Annotated in this window: 16 protein-coding genes; 1 reads left to right on the forward strand and 15 read right to left on the reverse strand. The window is 53.9% G+C overall.

Going from position 1 to position 18,380, the window contains the following annotated elements:
• The first annotated feature begins 148 nt into the window (after nt 1-148).
• Nucleotides 149-463, forward strand: coding sequence for a HipA N-terminal domain-containing protein (locus tag QPL98_RS07830; protein ID WP_023008480.1), 315 nt, complete (start codon nt 149-151; stop codon nt 461-463).
• Between the two features lie 27 nt (nt 464-490).
• Here QPL98_RS07830 and QPL98_RS07835 read toward each other — a convergent pair whose 3' ends face one another.
• The 15 genes from QPL98_RS07835 to atpB all read right to left on the reverse strand — a co-directional run bounded on the left by QPL98_RS07835 (nt 491) and on the right by atpB (nt 18,368).
• On the reverse strand, nt 491-2,146 hold the full coding sequence (locus QPL98_RS07835) for a Tn7-like element transposition protein TnsE (RefSeq protein WP_303293053.1): 1,656 nt from the start codon (nt 2,144-2,146) through the stop codon (nt 491-493).
• Entirely contained in the window at nt 2,091-3,647 is a 1,557-nt protein-coding gene (locus QPL98_RS07840) for a TnsD family Tn7-like transposition protein (RefSeq protein WP_303293054.1), read from the reverse strand. The genes QPL98_RS07835 and QPL98_RS07840 overlap by 56 nt, the downstream gene beginning before the upstream one ends.
• Nucleotides 3,648-3,652: 5 nt before the next feature.
• A complete protein-coding gene (locus tag QPL98_RS07845) occupies nt 3,653-5,314 on the reverse strand; it encodes an AAA family ATPase (protein ID WP_023008483.1) in 1,662 nt (553 codons plus the stop codon).
• Nucleotides 5,311-7,386, reverse strand: a complete 2,076-nt coding sequence (locus QPL98_RS07850) for a transposase family protein (RefSeq protein WP_303293056.1) — start codon at nt 7,384-7,386, stop codon at nt 5,311-5,313. Before QPL98_RS07850 ends, QPL98_RS07845 begins: the two co-directional genes overlap by 4 nt.
• Complete coding sequence (locus QPL98_RS07855; RefSeq protein ID WP_303293057.1) at nt 7,370-8,191, reverse strand: TnsA endonuclease N-terminal domain-containing protein; 822 nt, start codon at nt 8,189-8,191, stop codon at nt 7,370-7,372. The genes QPL98_RS07850 and QPL98_RS07855 overlap by 17 nt, the downstream gene beginning before the upstream one ends.
• Before the next feature lie 141 nt (nt 8,192-8,332).
• Nucleotides 8,333-10,165 (reverse strand): glutamine--fructose-6-phosphate transaminase (isomerizing), encoded by a 1,833-nt coding sequence (gene glmS / locus QPL98_RS07860; RefSeq protein ID WP_303293058.1) that lies wholly within the window; start codon nt 10,163-10,165, stop codon nt 8,333-8,335.
• Nucleotides 10,166-10,194: 29 nt separating this feature from the next.
• Nucleotides 10,195-11,559 (reverse strand): bifunctional UDP-N-acetylglucosamine diphosphorylase/glucosamine-1-phosphate N-acetyltransferase GlmU, encoded by a 1,365-nt coding sequence (gene glmU / locus QPL98_RS07865; protein WP_303293059.1) that lies wholly within the window; start codon nt 11,557-11,559, stop codon nt 10,195-10,197.
• Nucleotides 11,560-11,710: 151 nt separating this feature from the next.
• Nucleotides 11,711-12,133 (reverse strand): F0F1 ATP synthase subunit epsilon, encoded by a 423-nt coding sequence (locus QPL98_RS07870; protein WP_014423136.1) that lies wholly within the window; start codon nt 12,131-12,133, stop codon nt 11,711-11,713.
• A gap of 38 nt (nt 12,134-12,171) precedes the next feature.
• On the reverse strand, nt 12,172-13,566 hold the full coding sequence (gene atpD, locus QPL98_RS07875) for a F0F1 ATP synthase subunit beta (protein ID WP_303293060.1): 1,395 nt from the start codon (nt 13,564-13,566) through the stop codon (nt 12,172-12,174).
• Nucleotides 13,567-13,618: 52 nt separating this feature from the next.
• Complete coding sequence (gene atpG, locus QPL98_RS07880; RefSeq protein WP_011787277.1) at nt 13,619-14,482, reverse strand: F0F1 ATP synthase subunit gamma; 864 nt, start codon at nt 14,480-14,482, stop codon at nt 13,619-13,621.
• Nucleotides 14,483-14,552: 70 nt separating this feature from the next.
• Nucleotides 14,553-16,097: a F0F1 ATP synthase subunit alpha gene (atpA, locus tag QPL98_RS07885; protein ID WP_011787278.1), complete on the reverse strand. Its 1,545-nt coding sequence runs from the start codon at nt 16,095-16,097 to the stop codon at nt 14,553-14,555.
• 28 nt (nt 16,098-16,125) lie between these two features.
• On the reverse strand, nt 16,126-16,662 hold the full coding sequence (locus QPL98_RS07890; RefSeq protein ID WP_183579563.1) for a F0F1 ATP synthase subunit delta: 537 nt from the start codon (nt 16,660-16,662) through the stop codon (nt 16,126-16,128).
• A gap of 12 nt (nt 16,663-16,674) precedes the next feature.
• Nucleotides 16,675-17,145, reverse strand: a complete 471-nt coding sequence (locus QPL98_RS07895) for a F0F1 ATP synthase subunit B (RefSeq protein WP_011787280.1) — start codon at nt 17,143-17,145, stop codon at nt 16,675-16,677.
• Between the two features lie 86 nt (nt 17,146-17,231).
• Nucleotides 17,232-17,459: a F0F1 ATP synthase subunit C gene (atpE, locus tag QPL98_RS07900; protein ID WP_014423137.1), complete on the reverse strand. Its 228-nt coding sequence runs from the start codon at nt 17,457-17,459 to the stop codon at nt 17,232-17,234.
• A gap of 54 nt (nt 17,460-17,513) precedes the next feature.
• Nucleotides 17,514-18,368, reverse strand: coding sequence for a F0F1 ATP synthase subunit A (gene atpB / locus QPL98_RS07905; RefSeq protein WP_022992612.1), 855 nt, complete (start codon nt 18,366-18,368; stop codon nt 17,514-17,516).
• Nucleotides 18,369-18,380: the final 12 nt, after the last annotated feature.

An 18,380-nucleotide genomic window follows, 5' to 3' on the forward strand; every position in this document is an offset into this window, starting at 1 on the left:
GCATCCCATAATTGTGGCTGCCGCAGCACCGATTGTTGTCGGCATCACCAGAACGGTGCAGTACGCCATCGCATCCCGACATGACAAATCCAACGCTGATTAAGTCTGTAGCCACAGGCATCTATCAATTTATGCCTATCGGAGTGATATGAAAGCCATCGTTAAACTGCATGACCGCGTCGCCGGCATACTCGAACGCACAGGCAACATGGTGTCGTTTCAGTACGACCGGGACTATGTAAGGAACGGCCTCCCCATACTCTCTTTGAGCCTTCCTCTGCGGGAAGAGCCGTATGTCACAGAGGGTGGGCTACCTCCCTATTTCAGTGGCTTGTGCAGTGAGGGATGGCTACGGCATACGCAATGTTTTCAGCAGGGAATCCATCCGGATGATGAGTTCACTCTGCTGGTGAACAATGGGCGGGATATGACAGGGGCAGTAACCATCGAACCTATGGAGTAGCACTAAGCCAGGATTGGGCTCGTGTACCTAGGGCAACTGAGTAGTATGTAAATCAGCAAGTACAGAATAGAGCCGGCCCATCCAATGGCTCAATGTAGCGGTGTCTTTTCGGCCCAGTCTTGATTGGATGTTTTGTTGATGAGGAACTCGACGAAACCCGGCAGGAAAGTCCTTTTCAAGCCTCTTATTGGTGGGCCAACGTAAGGAAGTCTTCACCAACGACCAGCCCATATTCGAAAGCTTTGAGTGCCAATCATATTTTTCAGATGGTTGCTTCAGAAGCAGTGTCGAGAGTCTTGCTTCAGAGTCTACGGTATCAACCTCCACCAATGCATAATTCTGGTTTTTATATCTGAACACACGGTAAAGCAAGTATCTTGGGTTACCATCTGGCAGTCGATGTTTCGAGTGTCCTTTCAACGCCGGTAGCGGAATCATTTCTTCAGCCACGATTCGGCAACCTTTGATTTCCAATAGGTTGCTCATGGCAATAAATGCTTCAAATTTGCAGGTGAATAGATGTGAATCGTCACTTTGGTCATCAATGCCATCAGGAACGCCGACTGGTATCTCTCCCCGAACGGTTGGCTCATCAGTACTGACATCCGTTTGGCTATTAGTCGAATCATCAAGGCCTTCCTCTGATTGTCCCTTACTGGTGCCAGACCGGCGTCTGCCATCCGAAGACTTGCGGGTGGTATAAGCAGGTTCGGAGAACTCCAATTCTACTTCTGGGACGTCCAGAACATACTCCTCTGCATCCGTGGTTGGCATCTCGTCATCATTAATCTCAGGTGGGCCATCCGATCTCCTCCTTTCTATAGAATTTCCTTTTTTCCCTGTTTTTTGCTCAGTGAATTTCGGATCAATGAACTCAATCTCTCTCGGGATCTGGCTAGTCAGGTTTGTAAGGCTGTGGATTTCATACACGAAGAAAAGCTCGGATTCTTTGACGTACTGACCTCGCACCTTCATTTTCACCTTCTCCAAAGGAGGGGGATCAAAACGGAACGGCCAGTACCGGCGCCCATTCCTAATCTCGCCCTCTGTCAGCTGGTATTGGGCGATGCTTTGAAACGAGTTCCGGACCTCTTTATTCAACAACAGCCAAGCCAGAATTCTGCGTTGGCTGGGGTTACCTCGCACTACCATGGGCAGAGAACTACTTGGCAAGATATGTATCTCTGCCCTATTCGGGTTCTCACCCATCTGAACGTCGAACTCCTCGTCTAGTCCATTTGGATTCAATGCCAGGCGGGTCAGATAGGCCGAATGGAAAAAAAGAGCCCGGGCCAGTTCTATTTGTGGCAGGAAAAACTGTGTATCGCCGGCTTTAAAGCTAAAACACCATTGTTGCCGGTCTCCCTGCCTACGAATGTTGACTATTGGACAGTCGGCTATCCGGCAATGTGACCAGGTGCTGGTACTGGTTATCTTTAAGCCCTTTTCATAACCGGCGACCTTGGAGGCTCCGGCGTGTGTCACATTTAATACACGTCGCCTCGGTATCAGACCCAGCTGCGATATGCCAAACTTTTCCTTGTCTTGGGCCGGATCCAGCTTCACCTCGATGTACCAGTTTGGATTTCGCAGATCACGAACCATTGAGCCGATTTCTTTAACCTGGCTATTGTCCTTGATTCCCCTGAACGTTGGTGTCTTCTTCGTTTTCTTCGAGGCCATGCAGGTATTTCCGTGCTTGGTCTGTAAGTCGTGTTTCACTTAGCCCGGCGATACGGATCAAACGCCAACGTGGTGGGTACTGAAACTCCTGCTTTAATTCCCACCAAGCATTTCTCAGCCGCCGTACCTGGTATTCGGGAACGCTTTCGGTATAACGTGCCAGCAGTCGACGGGTTCGCGGCAACCGATTGAGTGCCTTTTCCAGCGTGGAGAGCTTACCCAGTTGTTTCAGCAAATACGTTTGTGAATGCCGGGGGCCGCGTGGGGCCGCACGCAAAAACCTGAGAATTTCCCGCAGTTTGGTTAAATAATGCCGGTCCCGCTGCCGCCAATCAATTCTCGGTTTTCTTTTAAGAACCTGTGTTCGTGGTTGAGCTTGATTGACCTGCTTCAGCCACAATCGATCGTACCGATACAACCGGGCGTAAAGTGCCGGGGCCGCCACACGGGCCTTTTTCGGTGACCGGTCTGCCAGCATTTTAATCCAGTCGTTCTGATCTGGCGTCAAACCATCTTTAGGCCCAATGTGTGCCTTTCCGGTTGACTCAAATGATTCTGGAGGTACGGGCAAGGGCAACTCTCTGACACCCTCAATAACATCGGTAATAGACCAGCACTCAGGGATCAACGCTTGGTGAACAACGATGTGCTGCAGATAGCTAAAGGATTTCCGGTGCTTCCGGAAAATCGCTCGTAGCCAGCAGTAATCCGAATTCCGATCTATCCCCAAACCATATCGGCGCAAAAACCTCGCAGGCCAGTGATCTGAAACAGACTTGGCAATGGCGGCATGGTCAATGTGAGCCTGGCCGCGAATAAAACCAGACTGTTGAGCCAATCGGTGGTAGTGAGAAGACCACTGGTCATAACTCGGTGAAATGGCCGGTCGCTGTTCCAATAGCTCCCTAACCTGAGTCAGAACCATCTTTGATTCGTTACGAGCAGGTTTTTGAGGGAATATCGGACAAGTGGCTGGCGAAGCGTCATGGTAGCGGTGCTGATCGACTAAGGGGCGGGTAATGGCCGTATGTAAGAGTTCGCCGTGCTTCTCACAACAGTTCACTCCGGCTATCTGCCACTCCCGCTTCCAGAAATACTCTCCATAGGTACGTTGTTGCTCTTTGAGGCACCCGGGACAATATCGAACACGGCCAGGCACTTTTACAAGCGATGCAGCGACACCCATCGCCAGGTGGGCCGCACCTCGAGATTTTCCAGCCATCCATGCCAGGCACCGTTTTCGGCGTTCTTCCGGGATAAACGGGGCATACAAGGGGAATAGCGTGTGGCAGTAGGCAATCACTTCAACGCTATAATCAGGGGGCAGCCACCGAGAAATCCTCGACAATTGATTGGGCAAATCCAGCGTTGCAATAACATTGCGGTTGCCATAAATTTCGGTCAGTAATTCCTTGGGGCTGGCAATTCCTTTCCGAATACCTGCCCTGGCCACGGTGCTATATATCAGCTCTTCAGGGTACGGAATCGGGAAGTTCAACATGGCAGCTATGCCTGGTTACCAGAACCGAGCCACTCGTCGCTGTTAAAAACCAGACCCGATTGACGCGCGGCATCCAGCATTTCGTCCTCGTTTGCCGCCTGGGAGTGCAGAAATCGCAAATCGTCTGACTCAAGGGTGTGCCATTCTTTCACTTTAATCGATTTGATTTTTCGCTTTCCCGTCACCGGTAGCGTCTTTTCGGAAGAATGGTACCAGTCAAGAATGATGGGCATCAGGTATTTCAGCTGTAAGTCAGGGTACTCCTCGAACGCTCGTTGAATTAACGGCTCCAAAAGGTCTGATTCATGGCCCATATCGACCAGCAGGTTGTGCAGCCGAATTGCCTGATCGTTGCCGTTGTACTGAACGGATTTCCGGATCTGGTCTTTACTTGATTCCAAGAGGGCACTGAGTTCCAGAATCTTCTTATCCACATCAGGGATCGTGAGGTCTGAGTATTGGGCTATCTTGCTCGGGTCTCCGGAACGCAGAGCTTCCATCATCGGGTGTATCGGCTTCAGTTCGTCGTGATAAACCTTTTTCATGATATTGGGCGTGATTCGTTCCGTGCCTGTTACAACCGCCCGTATCTGGGACAACACGAACAACTTGATGACGACATCCATGATGCCCTGAGACAGATCAAACCAAAGATCCCTCAAATCATCCGAGATAGTATCACTGGCCTTTTTCAGCCACTGGTATCTCCAGAGCTTTTTTGTGAATGCGCCCCATTCGGTTTTATTTATGTTTTCTTCAGGCGCAGGCTGGCGCAAGGGTTCCCATAATATTGATCCAAATCCTGCCCCTCGCCGAGCAGACCTCAGGTCTGTTTCAAAGACCGGTCGAGCCTTCGGTGTACCGACCATTACCACCGGTACAGAAATCTCGTTTACCAACGTTACGAAGAAGTTCAGCATTTTCTCCGCACCGCCGGAGGCACGAACATTCAAGTGCTGAATTTCATCAATGACCAGTAGGCCAATAGCATAGGTGTTTGCCAGCTGCGACATCAACGCAATCATTGTTTCTACGCCGTGGCGTTTTTCGCCATAGCGCCGGACATAATCTGTCCCAAGGATGGAATCAATTTCCCGGAAAAAGTTATGGCACAGGCTCTTGAGAGCACCGTCGTGGGGGCAGTCGATTTTCAGGAAAACAATCTGTGTGAAATTGTGTTCCGGGTGGTGAATCATCTGCGGGTACGTTGCCAGAATACGGTTTAGAGAGCTCGTCTTCCCGGAACCTGAGCACCCGATAAACACCAGGCTTTTCGCAGTCGACTCCACGTGATCAAAGCGAAATGCCTTCAAGTCTCCGCTCTTGATTCGCTCATATCCGTTTTGTAGGTGGGCCGAAAGATCACCAGTGGCAATATTGCGCCCCACATATCCCTGACGCAGCATGATCGAGATTTTTGATTCAAGCTCGATGTGGCGCGCCAACGGCTGAAAAAAACCGTCCAGAAGCTGGGCGATAATGTGCACTCGTGTCTGGCCGTCCAGATATACTTCTGTCGGTCGAAGCTCCATAGCCTCACTGAGCCCCGCTATGAGCTGTTTACGGTCTGGTATTGGCGGTAAAGCCTCAATCAATGGATTGCCATGATATGACGGTATCCCGGTGTCCTGGTAAACGGCCCTCACCATGCCTGAAGGTAAAGTCATTCATCGTCTCCAAACAGCTCATCCAAAAAATCCGGGAAGGCGCCATCGTCGGGCTTGCCATGTAGGTAGGTTACATCAGATTTCGGTTTACTAGTGTCAGGTTGCCGCGCCTTCGTTTGTTCAGCTCTTTGAGCATCTCGCTCTTGCTTGCGATTATCACGTATGCCTCGGACTGTCGCGGCTTTCGATTGCTGTTTATTGATGGCGGGGCGCGAACGCTCAGCGTTTTTGATAGTGTTGCTGACCAGATTTTCCAACTCCCGTTTGCTGGTTGTCTCGGCCACTTTGGCAACGCTCATCGCTTTTCGTTGTTCTTCCTGACTGGCCCATAACTCCCACATAGACTTGCCGCGAAACTGGCGCGAACGATCTGTTAGAGAACACACCCAGTATTCCGAACTGTCTTTTTCCGGGAACAGATAAATATAATCAGCTACTGCAGGATCATAAGCTGCCTGGAGGCCGGTGACTCTGCGATCTCCGTTCCTGTGCAGCCATCCAGATGCTAATAACTCCTTAGACGTGTAATAAGCACCAAAACAGCTAACCCCCAAATCAGAAAGGTGAACTTTTTGGCGTGGCAACAAAGCAATGCGCAAGGCTTGCTCCGATACGTTCTTCAAGCGACCGGTTCGATTCTGTATACCCCAATTCCAGATGTTGATAGGGGTTAACGCCATATCGTTTGGCATGTCCGGATCGCGGTCGTACTTTGACAGCACGGCATATTGGTTCCGGTGAAGGATCGAGGCGAGCATAATTTGGGTGAAATCATCCAGCGTGAGTGTTGCATCAAGCCTGTAGTCCTTTCCCCCCTGTTTTCTGACTTTTGTCCCTGTCACGACACCCGGCGTAAACGGTTTGAATTCTGCTTGCAGGGTTCGGAAATAACGCTCAACTATCCCTTTCGCATCTCCGCGATATGGAGGTGCAGTTTCAATACGCACGCCAAACGCTTTCTCCAGGGATTCAATCTGATGCCCCAGTAATTCCCCACGGTCCGCAAGGATGGCATTTGGGATCCCAACGGTTGGCCACTGCTCTTGCGTAATCTCCAGATCATAATGAGCGCAGAGTTCAATCTTGTCTGACATGGAGGTAGTCAGAGCACTCATGGCTGTGACATAGGATGGATTTTCCAACCCTATGTAAAAGCCCGCTACCATGCGACTAAAGACATCAACCACCACATACAGAGTCGGACGACCGATGATCCGTTGCCGGTCTGCCGATAGCAGGTAAACATCAGCAATCGTTGCATCAATTTCATATCTTGAGCCTGGGCCCAGCACTCCTGCTGTGGCGGTCCCTGTTAACGGTCTTGTATCTTTCTGGTAGGAAATTCTGTTTGCTCTTAAGCGAATCCGATCGGCGTTTTCATATTCTCTGCGGTAGAAATATCTGATTTGATCAAGTGTTGGATAATCTTCTGGCCGTACATCGGGATTAGCAGCCTCGAACATGTCGATGAATCGTCGATGGGCGTACGGCAGGCTATAGCCCTTGTCGTTCACGTAGTAGCGATCAAGTATCAGACGAAACATCTTTCCGATGGCGCCATCGACAGTAATCCCGGTACCCGGCGAAATTTTCCGGGGTCGACCCAATTTCTTCCTGGATACTTTTCTCTGGCCCTTTCCTCCGGACTTTCGGTAATCAGGCAACAAGGCATTAGGCACCGCTCCTCTCTGCCAAAACTGACGGAGGTTTTTATAAAGCGATTTTCTGGGTTTGTCGGTTTCGTCACTACGAGACTGGACTAACCGGCCCCTGCCACTGCGGTAATAAATTTCTTCATCAACAATCAAAGGCGCTATTAACTCATACCGCTGGTCCCGAATCACTTGGGCTTTACTGCCCTGTTCAACGGCTAGCGAGGCGAGCTCCGAGTAGGGATCTTCTACCCGGCGAAGTGATTCATCCAATATCCATTGCTCGATCTCTGTGGCTTTGACTAGCTCAGGCCACGCTTTATCTGAGTCAATATTCATCCAGATAGCGTGTTGGCCCGCCAATGCCAATATGCGATACCGCTCCTGCCCGAGCTTGAAGACGTCATTGATTCGCAGCATAACCCGCCCTCAGTAACCCTATATCATCTACTACATGCAGGTCTCGTGATACCAGCTTGTTCCACGGGATGGAGATATCGAACGTTAATACTCTCAAAGCTGCCAGCGCCCGTAACCTAGCCAGCGATGTGCCTGGCTCAAGTGAGTAAGAGTGGTCAATCAGCATTCCAATATCCGGGAGTCTGGTATTAGGGTTATCTGCCAACGTACTTACATAGATCGGCAAACTCTGAAATAGGACCTCCAGGCTCTCATCTTGCACTCGCGCCGAATAAAGCAGATCAAGATTCGCCATTACAGTGGAGGGCATCTGCTTCTCGGTTATCAGATACCAGGGGATACCTTTAAGCTTCCAATACCGACGCTCAATTTCCAGTTTTTCTACTGTTCGTGGATCCATTAGGTCGGATGAGACTTTCACCTGGATGGCCATGCTCTGTGGCCCAGTCGACGTGGATAGGTCGACAAAAAAATCGCTGGACATGATCTGGTGGTATCCGCTTGCTGCGGGATGAGAAATTTTGGCTTGTTCAGCCAGTGAGAGAGTGTCTTCTATTCGGAGAGGAAACTGCTCACGGATATCAATGACATCCGGGTTCCATTCAATTAACAAAAAAGCCGCAAGTTCTGTGTCAGAGAAGAAATGGTGGGTTCGCCCTGTCAGGTGGCCCATCACCCGGTGCGAACGCCCCTCGGAGGGTAGATCTCTGACCGTGAGCCATGGATGGTAGTCTTTACCATTTCCTTTGCCACGGTTTTCCTTGATCCACTTTTCAGTTTTTTTGTCGAGTTTGTAGTTGGCCATTCCCGATAGCTCCATAGGAGAATAGCCAAACTTTGCCACACCGACTGCCTGTTACCAACTTTATTCCAAAGTTACCAACTCTTTTACCTTGTTACCAACTTTATTACCATCCCACAGCTCCGGCCCATTCTAAATGGTGGCCTATTCCACCGTCACACTCTTGGCCAGGTTCCGGGGCTGGTCCACATCCGTACCCTTCAACACCGCCACGTGATAAGACAGCAACTGCAGCGGCACGGTGTACACGATGGGCGCGGTGATCTCATGCACGGATGGCAGTTGCATCACGTGGATGCCTTCTTCCGGCTTCACATCCGCCGCCTTGTCGGCAAACACGAACAGCTCACCGCCACGGGCGCGAACTTCCTCCAGATTGGATTTCAGCTTTTCCACCAGGTCGTTGTTCGGTGCCACCGTGACTACCGGCATTTCACTGTCCACCAAGGCCAGCGGACCGTGTTTGAGCTCGCCGGCGGGATAGGCCTCGGCGTGGATGTAAGAGATTTCCTTGAGCTTGAGGGCCCCTTCCATCGCCACCGGGAACTGAGAGCCGCGGCCCAGGAACAGGCTGTGGTTCTTGTCCATAAACGCCTTGGACATCTCTTCAATGTCGGCATCCAGGGCGAGGATATCACTCACCTGCTTGGGCAACTGATGAATGGCGGCAACGATGTCTGCCTCTTTCTCTTCACTCAGGCCATTATGGCGCGCCAGCGCCAGGGTGAAGATCAGCAAGGCGGTCAGCTGGGTGGTGAACGCCTTGGTCGACGCCACACCAATTTCCGGACCGGCCTGGGTCATGATGACCAGATCGGATTCCCGCACCAGGGAACTGCCCGGCACGTTGCAGATAGCCAGAGCCGCGCGGAAGCCCGCCTGTTTGGCCTGGCGCAATGCCGCCAGGGTGTCGGCGGTTTCACCGGACTGGGAAATGCACAGGAACAGGGTGTCGGGCTGAATCACGTGTTTGCGGTAGCGGAACTCCGAAGCGACTTCCACCGAACAAGGCACGCCGGCCAGTTCCTCAATCCAGTAGCGGGCTACCATGCCGGCATGGTACGAAGTACCACAGGCGATGATCTGGACGTGACGGACGTTATCCAGCAGGTTGGCCGCGTCGGTTCCGAGCGCCTGCTCCAGGACCCGGCTGTCGGTAATCCGGCCTTCCATGGTGGCCTTGATCACTTTCGGCTGCTCGTAGATTTCCTTGAGCATGAAGTGGCGGTATTCACCTTTGTCTGCAGAGTCAGCACCGTGTTCAAAACGGGTAATCGTCCGCTCCACCGACTGACCGCTGCGGTCGTGGATGCGGATACTGTCCTTGCGGATATCGGCGATATCGCCCTCTTCCAGGAACATGAAGCGGTCGGTCACCGGCAACAAGGCCAGCTGGTCGGACGCGATAAAGTTCTCGCCAATACCGACGCCTACCACCAAAGGGCTGCCTTCCCGACAGACCACCAGGTGATCCGGCTCATCAGCATGAACAACGGCCAGGGCGTAGGCACCGCGCAGACGCTGAATGGCCGCCTTTACCGCCTCATAGGGTTTGCCCTGCTCACGGAAGTATTTCTCGATCAGGTGCGCGACCACCTCGGTATCGGTCTGGGAAGTGAACTCAAAACCCTCGGCCCTGAGTTCATCCCGGAGTTCCTGGTAGTTCTCGATGATGCCGTTATGGACGATGGCCAGCCGCTCGCCGGACATATGGGGATGGGCATTGACCTGCGAGGGCTCGCCGTGGGTGGCCCAGCGAGTGTGGGCAATACCCAGGTGACCAGCCAGGGGGTTCGCTTCAATGGCATCAGCCAGGGCCGCAACCTTGCCGACTTCCCGGGCACGCTGAACCTGATGTTCGGCATTGATGACGGCCATGCCGGCGGAGTCGTACCCCCGGTATTCCAGGCGGCGCAGGCCCTCCAGCAGAATACCCTGGACATCCCGTTCAGATACCGCTCCTACAATCCCACACATGCTGTTATCACCTGTTCGTTAATCGTTGGTTACGCTTTTTTCGGCCGTTCCCAGCCGGCGATGTTGCGCTGCTTGCCACGGGCCACCGCCAGCTCCCCTTCGCTGATATCCCGAGTAATGGTCGACCCGGCACCAATGGTGGCCTGCTCCGCTACCTTCACCGGCGCGACCAATGAGGTATTGGAGCCGACAAATACCCCGTCGCCCAATACCGTCTGGTGTTTGTTCACACCATCATAATTGCAGGTGATGGTACCTGCACCCACATTCACATTACGGCCCAGTGAGGCATCACCAACGTAACTGAGGTGATTGATCTTGCTGCCCTCACCCACCACGGCCTTCTTGGTTTCGACAAAATTGCCAACCTTGGTGTTGGCGGCCAGTTCAGTGCCCGGACGCAGACGCGCGAATGGCCCGATCTGGGCGTTGGCGCCCACTACCGCACCTTCAATCACGCTGTTGGCCTTGATCTCTGCACCGTCAGCGATGGTGGCGTCTTTGATCACACAGTTAGGTCCGATCACAACGTTGTTGCCGAGGCTCACCCGGCCTTCAAAGACGGCGTTCACGTCTATCCACAGGTCGTTGCCAATGGTGAGCTCACCACGCACATCAATGCGGGCCGGGTCCGCCAGGGATGCACCCTCGGTCATCAAACGCTCGGCTTGCTGACGCTGGTACCAGCGCTCCAGTTCCGCCAGTTGCAGGCGGTTGTTCACGCCCTGAACCTCAAACGGGTTCAGCGGCTGGGAAACCGTCACTGACAAGCCATGGTCCACCGCCATCGCGATAATGTCCGTCAGATAATACTCGCCCTGGGCATTGCTGTTGGACAGAGCGGGCAGCCATTGCTTCAGGTGCCTGGCTGATACCGCGAGAATGCCGGTGTTCACTTCCTGAATCTGCTGCTGTTCAGCGGTCGCGTCTTTCTGCTCGACGATGGCCTGAACCAGGCCTTGTTCGTTGCGAACGATCCGGCCATAACCGTGGGGGTTGACCATATCCACCGTCAGCAAAGCCAGATTCCGTTCGTCCAGGTCGGCGACCATGGTTTCCAGGGTGTCTTTGCGGGTCAGAGGGACGTCACCGTACAACACCAGCACCCGGGCATCATCCGGCAGTGCCGGCAGAGCCTGGGCCACGGCATGGCCGGTGCCCAGTTGCTCGGTCTGCAATACCCAGTTCACCGAGTCGTCTTCCAGAGACGCCCGAACCTGATCGGCTCCGTGACCAATCACCGTGTGAATTTTCTCCGCGCCCAGTTGTTTTGCGGTATCAACCACATGGTGCAGCATGGCTTTACCCGCCACCGGATGCAGCACCTTGGGCAGGGAGGATTTCATGCGGGAGCCCTGGCCGGCGGCCAGGATCACAACGTGTAACGGGCTCATGGGGCAATCAGCTCCGGTATTCAAAACGTCCATAAATGAAAAAACCGCGTCCCGGTGGAATCTCCGACACTCCGTTTACGGAATACCGGGCCCTCCACCTGAGGATGCGGTTCACTGTCAGGCCAATCCGGGCGCTGACACAGGCTCTGCTTTAACGCAGGTGCTTGCGCAGCTTCTGGATGGTGCGCAGCTGAGCGGCCGCTTCGGCCAGCTCGGCAGCAGCACGCGAGTACTCGAACTCGCCTGTCTTGTTCGCCAGTGCCTTCTCGGCTTGCTTCTGGGCTTCCAGGGCCGCTGCTTCGTCCACATCCTTGGCACGAACGGCGGTGTCGGCCATCAGAGTAACCAGATTGGGCTGTACTTCCAGGTAACCACCGGATACGTACAGAATTTCCTCACTGCCACCCTGCTTGATGATCCGCACTGCGCCGGGCTTCAGCTCGGTCAGCAGCGGAGCATGGCCATACTGGATGCCAAGCTCACCTTCGGTACCGGTGGCGATCAGCATCTCCACCAGGCCCGAATAGATTTTTTCCTCGGCACTTACGACGTCACAATGTACGGTCATAGCCATTTCTTACGCCTCTTGGGTCTGAAAGGAAAAAAGGTGTCTTACTTACCTTCCTTCTCTTTCATTGCCTTAGCTTTCTCAATCGCTTCTTCGATGCCGCCGCACATGTAGAACGCCTGCTCCGGCATGTCGTCGTAGTCACCGTTGAGAATGCCTTCGAAGCTGGCGATGGTCTCTTTCAGAGACACGTACTTACCCGGAGAACCGGTAAATACTTCAGCAACGTGGAACGGCTGCGACAGGAAACGCTCGATCTTACGGGCACGGGCTACAGTCAGCTTGTCGTCTTCAGACAGCTCGTCCATACCCAGGATCGCGATGATGTCTTTCAGTTCCTTGTAGCGCTGCAGAACGTTCTGAACACCACGGGCAACGTTGTAGTGCTGCTCACCGATCACCAGCGGATCCAGCTGACGAGAAGTGGAGTCGAGCGGATCGATCGCCGGGTAGATACCCTTGGACGCGATGTCACGGCTCAGTACCACGGTCGCGTCAAGGTGCGAGAAGGTGGTGGCCGGAGACGGGTCAGTCAAGTCATCCGCCGGTACATAGACCGCCTGGATAGAAGTGATGGAACCGGTCTTGGTAGAGGTGATCCGCTCCTGCAGCTGACCCATCTCTTCCGCCAGGGTCGGCTGGTAACCTACCGCTGAAGGCATACGACCCAGCAGTGCAGATACCTCGGTACCGGCCAGGGTGTAACGGTAGATGTTGTCAACGAACAGCAGTACGTCACGGCCTTCGTCACGGAACTTCTCAGCCATGGTGAGACCGGTCAGGGCCACACGCAGACGGTTTCCAGGGGGCTCGTTCATCTGGCCGTAAACCATGGCAACCTTATCGAGAACGTTGGACTCCTTCATTTCGTAGTAGAAGTCGTTACCTTCCCGGGTCCGCTCACCAACACCTGCGAATACGGAGAGACCGGAGTGCTCTTTCGCGATGTTGTTGATCAGTTCCATCATGTTTACGGTCTTGCCTACGCCGGCACCACCGAACAGACCAACCTTACCACCCTTGGCGAACGGGCAGATCAGGTCGATAACCTTGATGCCGGTTTCCAGCAGGTCGGCAGACGCTGCCTGATCGGCATAGCCCGGTGCTTTGCGGTGGATAGCCCAGCGCTCTTCTTCGCCGATGTCGCCCTGTTCGTCGATGGGACGACCCAGAACGTCCATGATCCGGCCCAGAGTCTGTGTACCAACAGGTACAGAGATCGGCTTGCCGGTGTTTTCTGCTTTCAGGCCACGCTTCAGGCCCTCAGTGCTGCCCATGGCGATGGTACGAACAATGCCGTCACCCAGCTGCTGCTGGACTTCCAGAGTTGTTTCGCCACCTTCAAGCAGCAGTGCGTCGTAAACGCTTGGAACGGAGTCACGTGGAAATTCCACGTCGATAACCGCGCCAATGATCTGAACGATGTGTCCGCTACTCATGCTCGGTTCCTCGTTATCTTGATAGTCAATAAAACCAGTAGGTCTGTGAGCGTTAACCAACAGATGCCGCGCCGCTCACAATCTCCGAAATCTCTTGTGTGATCGCTGCCTGACGGGCCTTGTTGTAGGCCAGTTGAAGCTCGTCAATGATGCTGCCAGCGTTATCTGTCGCGCTCTTCATGGCAATCATCCGGGCAGCCTGCTCACAGGCCAGATTTTCTACCACACCCTGATACACCTGGGATTCGATATAACGTGGCATCAGCCCGTCAAGGATCGGACGGGAATCCGGCTCGTAGATGTAATCCCACTGGTGACCGATTTCTTCATCATCGCCTTCCGGCAGCGGCAGCAACTGCAACGCCTTCGGGCTCTGGGTCATGGTGTTGACGAATTCGTTGCTGATCAGGAACAGGCGGTCGATCTTGCCTTCCACGAACGAATCCAGCATCACCTTGACGCTACCGATCAGCTGATCTGCACTCGGGCTATCGCCCAGGTGCGTCACGGCTGCCACCACGTTTCCGCCGTAGTTGCGGAAGAAGGAGGCGCCCTTCTGGCCAATAGCGCAGATATCGGTCTCAATACCTTGTTGTTTCCATTCACGCATTTCTCTGACGAGCAGCTTGAACGCGTTGGTGTTCAGACCACCGCAAAGACCGCGATCAGAGGAGACCACAATGTAGCCTACCCGCTTGACCTCGCGCTCCTGCATGAACGGATGGCGGTAATCCTTGTTGGACTTCGCAATGTGTCCGATTACCTGGCGCATCTTTTCAGCGTACGGGCGGGTTGCCTGCATACGCTCCTGAGCCTTACGCATCTTGCTCGCGGCTACCATTTCCATGGCAGACGTGATCTTCTGCGTGCTCTTGATGCTTCCGATCTGGTTACGTATTTCTTTTCCGACGGCCATATGTCACTGCCTTTTCAAGTTAGACACTCAAATGGACCAGCAGGCCCGCACAACGGCGGGCCTTTTGGATTTACCAGCTCTGAGTGGTCTTGAATTTCTCCAGAGCAGCTTTGAGGCCGGCAGTGATGTCGTCGTTGAAGTTACCTTCAGGGCCGATCTTGTCCAGAAGTTCCTTCTGCTCGGACCGCATCCAGTCCAGCAGTTGGGCTTCGAACTTCACAACCTTGTTGACATCCACATCGTCCAGGAAGCCTTCGTTCGCTGCGAACAGTACGGTACCCATTTCCGCAACGGTCATCGGGCTGTACTGGTTCTGCTTCATCAGCTCGGTGACGCGCTGACCATGCTCCAGCTGCTTACGGGTTGCTTCGTCGAGGTCAGAAGCGAACTGGGCAAACGCCGCCAGTTCCCGGTACTGGGCCAGGGCCAGACGGATGTTACCGCCGAGCTTCTTCATGATCTTGGTCTGGGCTGCACCACCTACCCGGGATACAGAGATACCGGCGTTCATGGCCGGACGGATACCGGAGTTGAACAGGTTGGTTTCCAGGAAGATCTGACCATCGGTAATGGAGATTACGTTGGTCGGTACGAACGCAGACACGTCACCAGCCTGAGTCTCGATGATCGGCAGCGCGGTCAGGGAACCGGTCTTGCCTTTCACTTCGCCGTTGGTGAACTGCTCAACGTAGTCAGCATTTACACGGGACGCACGCTCCAGCAGACGGGAGTGCAGGTAGAAAACGTCACCCGGGAATGCTTCACGTCCTGGCGGACGACGCAGCAGCAGGGAGATCTGACGGTAGGCAACGGCCTGTTTGGACAGGTCATCGTATACGATCAGGGCGTCTTCACCGCGGTCGCGGAAAAACTCACCCATGGAAGTACCGGCGTACGGAGCCAGGAACTGCATGGCGGCCGGATCGGCGGCGCCAGCAGCAACCACGATGGTGTGGTCCATGGCACCGTGCTCTTCCAGCTTGCGCACAACGGCGGCAATGGAAGACTGCTTCTGGCCAACGGCAACGTAGATACACTTGATGCCGGTGTGCTTCTGGTTGATGATCGCGTCGATGGCAACCGCGGTCTTACCGATCTGACGGTCACCGATGATCAGCTCACGCTGGCCGCGGCCGATGGGAACCATGGTATCGATGGCTTTCAGACCAGTCTGTACCGGCTCGTCAACGGACTGACGGGCGATAACGCCCGGTGCAACCTTCTCGACCGGGGAGGTCAGGCTGTTGCCCAGCTCGCCCTTACCGTCGATGGGGTTACCCAGGGAGTCAACCACACGGCCCAGCAGTTCGTTACCAACGGGTACTTCCAGGATACGACCAGTACAACGTACCTTCTGGCCTTCGGCCAGACCTTCGTAGTCACCCAGAACAACCGCACCAACAGAATCACGCTCCAGGTTAAGCGCCATGCCGTAGGTGCCGTTGGCAAATTCAATCATCTCGCCGTACATAACGTCGGCCAGACCGTGGATCAGCACGATACCGTCAGATACAGACAGGATCGTACCTTCGTTTTTTGCTTCGGAAGAGATGTCGAGTTTCTCGATTCTCTTCTTGATGATGTCACTGATCTCGGATGGATTCAGTTGCTGCATGCCTTTGTCCTCAAACCTTGTGCTGAAATCAGGAGCCCAGAGCCCTGGCCATTCTGGCCAGTTTGCCACGGACTGAAGCGTCGATAACCAGGTCGCCTGTTCGTACGATCACGCCACCGATCAGGGACTGATCCACGGTGGTCTCGAGTTCGACCTTGCGCTCCAGCTTTTTGGACAGTGCGTCGATCAGTTTCTGCTGTTCGTCTGGAGACAAGTCGAATGCGGTATCGATTGTCAGGTGCACAGACTTCTCAAGGTCTGCACGGTACAAACGGAACAAAGCAGAAATCTCCGGCAGCAGGGCCAGACGCTTGTTTTCAGCAAGAATCAACAGGAAGTTTCTGAGTGCTTCAGGCAGCGGCTCTTCAAAACACTCTGCGAAGAGTTCCGCCTTGCGTTGCTCAGACAGGCCGGGGTTGGCCAGGATGTTCTTTACCTCTTGGTCAGCCGCAACCTGAGCGGCAAAAGCCAGAGCCTGATCCCACTGATCAACGGCGTTCTGGTCCTGCGCGGCATCAAAAACGGCCTTCGCGTAGGGTCGGGCTAACGTTGTAAGTTCTGCCATGATGACCCTCGTTTAGAGTTCTGCGGCCAGCTTTTCCAGCATCTCGCTGTGAGCTTTGGCGTCTACAGAGGTTTCCAGAATCTTCTCGGCACCGGCAACGGCCAGGGTGGCCACTTCTGCTCTGAGTGCGTCGCGAGCCTGAACACGCTCCTGTTGAATTTCCGCCCTGGCCTGCTCAATAAGCTTTTCGCCTTCTTTGCGGGCATCCTCTTTGGAGGCTTCCACAATCTGGGCGGCACGCTTGTTGGCCTGGTCAATCAGGGCTGCAGCTTCTTCTTTCGCCTTTTGCAGTTCTTTGGTGGCTTTTTCCTGGGCCAGTTCGAGATCGAGTGATGCCCGATCGGCCGCGGATAGGCCATCTGCAATTTTCTTCTGGCGCGCTTCCATGGCAGCCGTAATCGGCGGCCATACATATTTGACGCAGAACCAGACGAAAATAGCGAAGGCAATCGATTGCCCTATCAACGTAAGGTTTATATTCACGGCGATATACCTCTTGCTATTCGTTGCGTCCTGGTTTCCGGAAGGAGGGGCGCGGCCTTAGCCGGCGCCCACAGCTCTCGGTTTAATTAACCAGCAACAACGAAGATCAGGTACATCGCGATACCAACACCGATCATGGGAACCGCGTCAAGCAGACCAGCCATGATGAAGGCTTTGGTTTGCAGTTGGTTGGCCATTTCCGGCTGACGGGCAGTGGACTCAAGCAGTTTGCCGCCCAGCAGACCGAAACCGATACCAGCGCCCAGAGCGCCCAGACCGATGATCAACGCAGCTGCGATAAATACCATTTCCATTGAAGACTCCTCAGTTTTTTCAGATAGTTAAGGGTTTGTTTATTTAAGGGTTAATCAGTGATCTTCGTGTGCCGCGCTGAGGTAAACCACAGTAAGCACCGTAAAAATAAAGGCCTGAAGCGGAATAACCAGAATGTGGAAGATCGCCCAGGGAACGTTCAACGTCCACTGAATCCACAGTGGCAACAGCGCAATCAGGATAAACACAACTTCACCAGCGTACATGTTACCGAACAGACGCAGCGCCAGACTGATTGGCTTGATGATCAGTGCCAGGATTTCCAGCAGCAGGTTGAACGGGATCATGATCCAATGATTGAACGGGTTAAAGGCCAGCTCTTTGCTGAAGCCACTGACGCCTTTCACCTTGAAGCTGTAGAACAGAATCAGCAGGAACACACCAATCGACATGCCGAAGGTAGCATTCGGATCGGTGGTCGGAACAATCTTGAAGTACTCAAGCCCCAGCGCGTGAGCGATCGACGGAATATAGTCGATGGGGATCAGCTTCAGGATGTTCATCAGCAGAATCCAGACGAAAATCGTCAACGCCAAGGGCGCAATCAGCGGATTCTTGCCGTGGAAAACGTCGCGCACGATGCCCTGAACAAATTCAAAGGTCATCTCGATCAGGTTCTGCAAGCCGCTCGGCGTGCCTTCGGTGACCCGGTTGGCCACAAAGCGGAACAGGCCCAGGAACAGAATACCCATGGCGATTGACCAGCCGAGGGTATCGACGTGGACTGCCATGAAGCCCATATCTGTGGCTTCCTGACCAGTTCGCGCGAAGGTCCAGGTGGCCTCCTGCACGACACTGCCATCCGCGCGCTCATAGCCTTCCGGGAGCTTGCCATAGGTAAGGTTGGTGAGGTGGTGTTTTATATACTCTACTGGGGTATCAGCTGCCATACTGCTCTCGTC

This window comes from Marinobacter sp. ST-43, from assembly GCF_030541085.1.
Taxonomy (GTDB): Bacteria; Pseudomonadota; Gammaproteobacteria; order Pseudomonadales; family Oleiphilaceae; genus Marinobacter; species Marinobacter nauticus.

What these genes read in the sequence shown, in the direction of transcription:
- QPL98_RS07830 (WP_023008480.1), top strand. Translation starts at nt 149, where the DNA reads ATGAAAGCCATCGTTAAACTGCATGACCGCGTCGCCGGCATACTCGAA.
- QPL98_RS07835 (WP_303293053.1), bottom strand. Translation starts at nt 2,146, where the DNA reads ATGGCCTCGAAGAAAACGAAGAAGACACCAACGTTCAGGGGAATCAAG.
- QPL98_RS07840 (WP_303293054.1), bottom strand. Translation starts at nt 3,647, where the DNA reads ATGTTGAACTTCCCGATTCCGTACCCTGAAGAGCTGATATATAGCACC.
- QPL98_RS07845 (WP_023008483.1), bottom strand. Translation starts at nt 5,314, where the DNA reads ATGACTTTACCTTCAGGCATGGTGAGGGCCGTTTACCAGGACACCGGG.
- QPL98_RS07850 (WP_303293056.1), bottom strand. Translation starts at nt 7,386, where the DNA reads ATGCTGCGAATCAATGACGTCTTCAAGCTCGGGCAGGAGCGGTATCGC.
- QPL98_RS07855 (WP_303293057.1), bottom strand. Translation starts at nt 8,191, where the DNA reads ATGGCCAACTACAAACTCGACAAAAAAACTGAAAAGTGGATCAAGGAA.
- glmS (WP_303293058.1), bottom strand. Translation starts at nt 10,165, where the DNA reads ATGTGTGGGATTGTAGGAGCGGTATCTGAACGGGATGTCCAGGGTATT.
- glmU (WP_303293059.1), bottom strand. Translation starts at nt 11,559, where the DNA reads ATGAGCCCGTTACACGTTGTGATCCTGGCCGCCGGCCAGGGCTCCCGC.
- QPL98_RS07870 (WP_014423136.1), bottom strand. Translation starts at nt 12,133, where the DNA reads ATGGCTATGACCGTACATTGTGACGTCGTAAGTGCCGAGGAAAAAATC.
- atpD (WP_303293060.1), bottom strand. Translation starts at nt 13,566, where the DNA reads ATGAGTAGCGGACACATCGTTCAGATCATTGGCGCGGTTATCGACGTG.
- atpG (WP_011787277.1), bottom strand. Translation starts at nt 14,482, where the DNA reads ATGGCCGTCGGAAAAGAAATACGTAACCAGATCGGAAGCATCAAGAGC.
- atpA (WP_011787278.1), bottom strand. Translation starts at nt 16,097, where the DNA reads ATGCAGCAACTGAATCCATCCGAGATCAGTGACATCATCAAGAAGAGA.
- QPL98_RS07890 (WP_183579563.1), bottom strand. Translation starts at nt 16,662, where the DNA reads ATGGCAGAACTTACAACGTTAGCCCGACCCTACGCGAAGGCCGTTTTT.
- atpE (WP_014423137.1), bottom strand. Translation starts at nt 17,459, where the DNA reads ATGGAAATGGTATTTATCGCAGCTGCGTTGATCATCGGTCTGGGCGCT.
- atpB (WP_022992612.1), bottom strand. Translation starts at nt 18,368, where the DNA reads ATGGCAGCTGATACCCCAGTAGAGTATATAAAACACCACCTCACCAAC.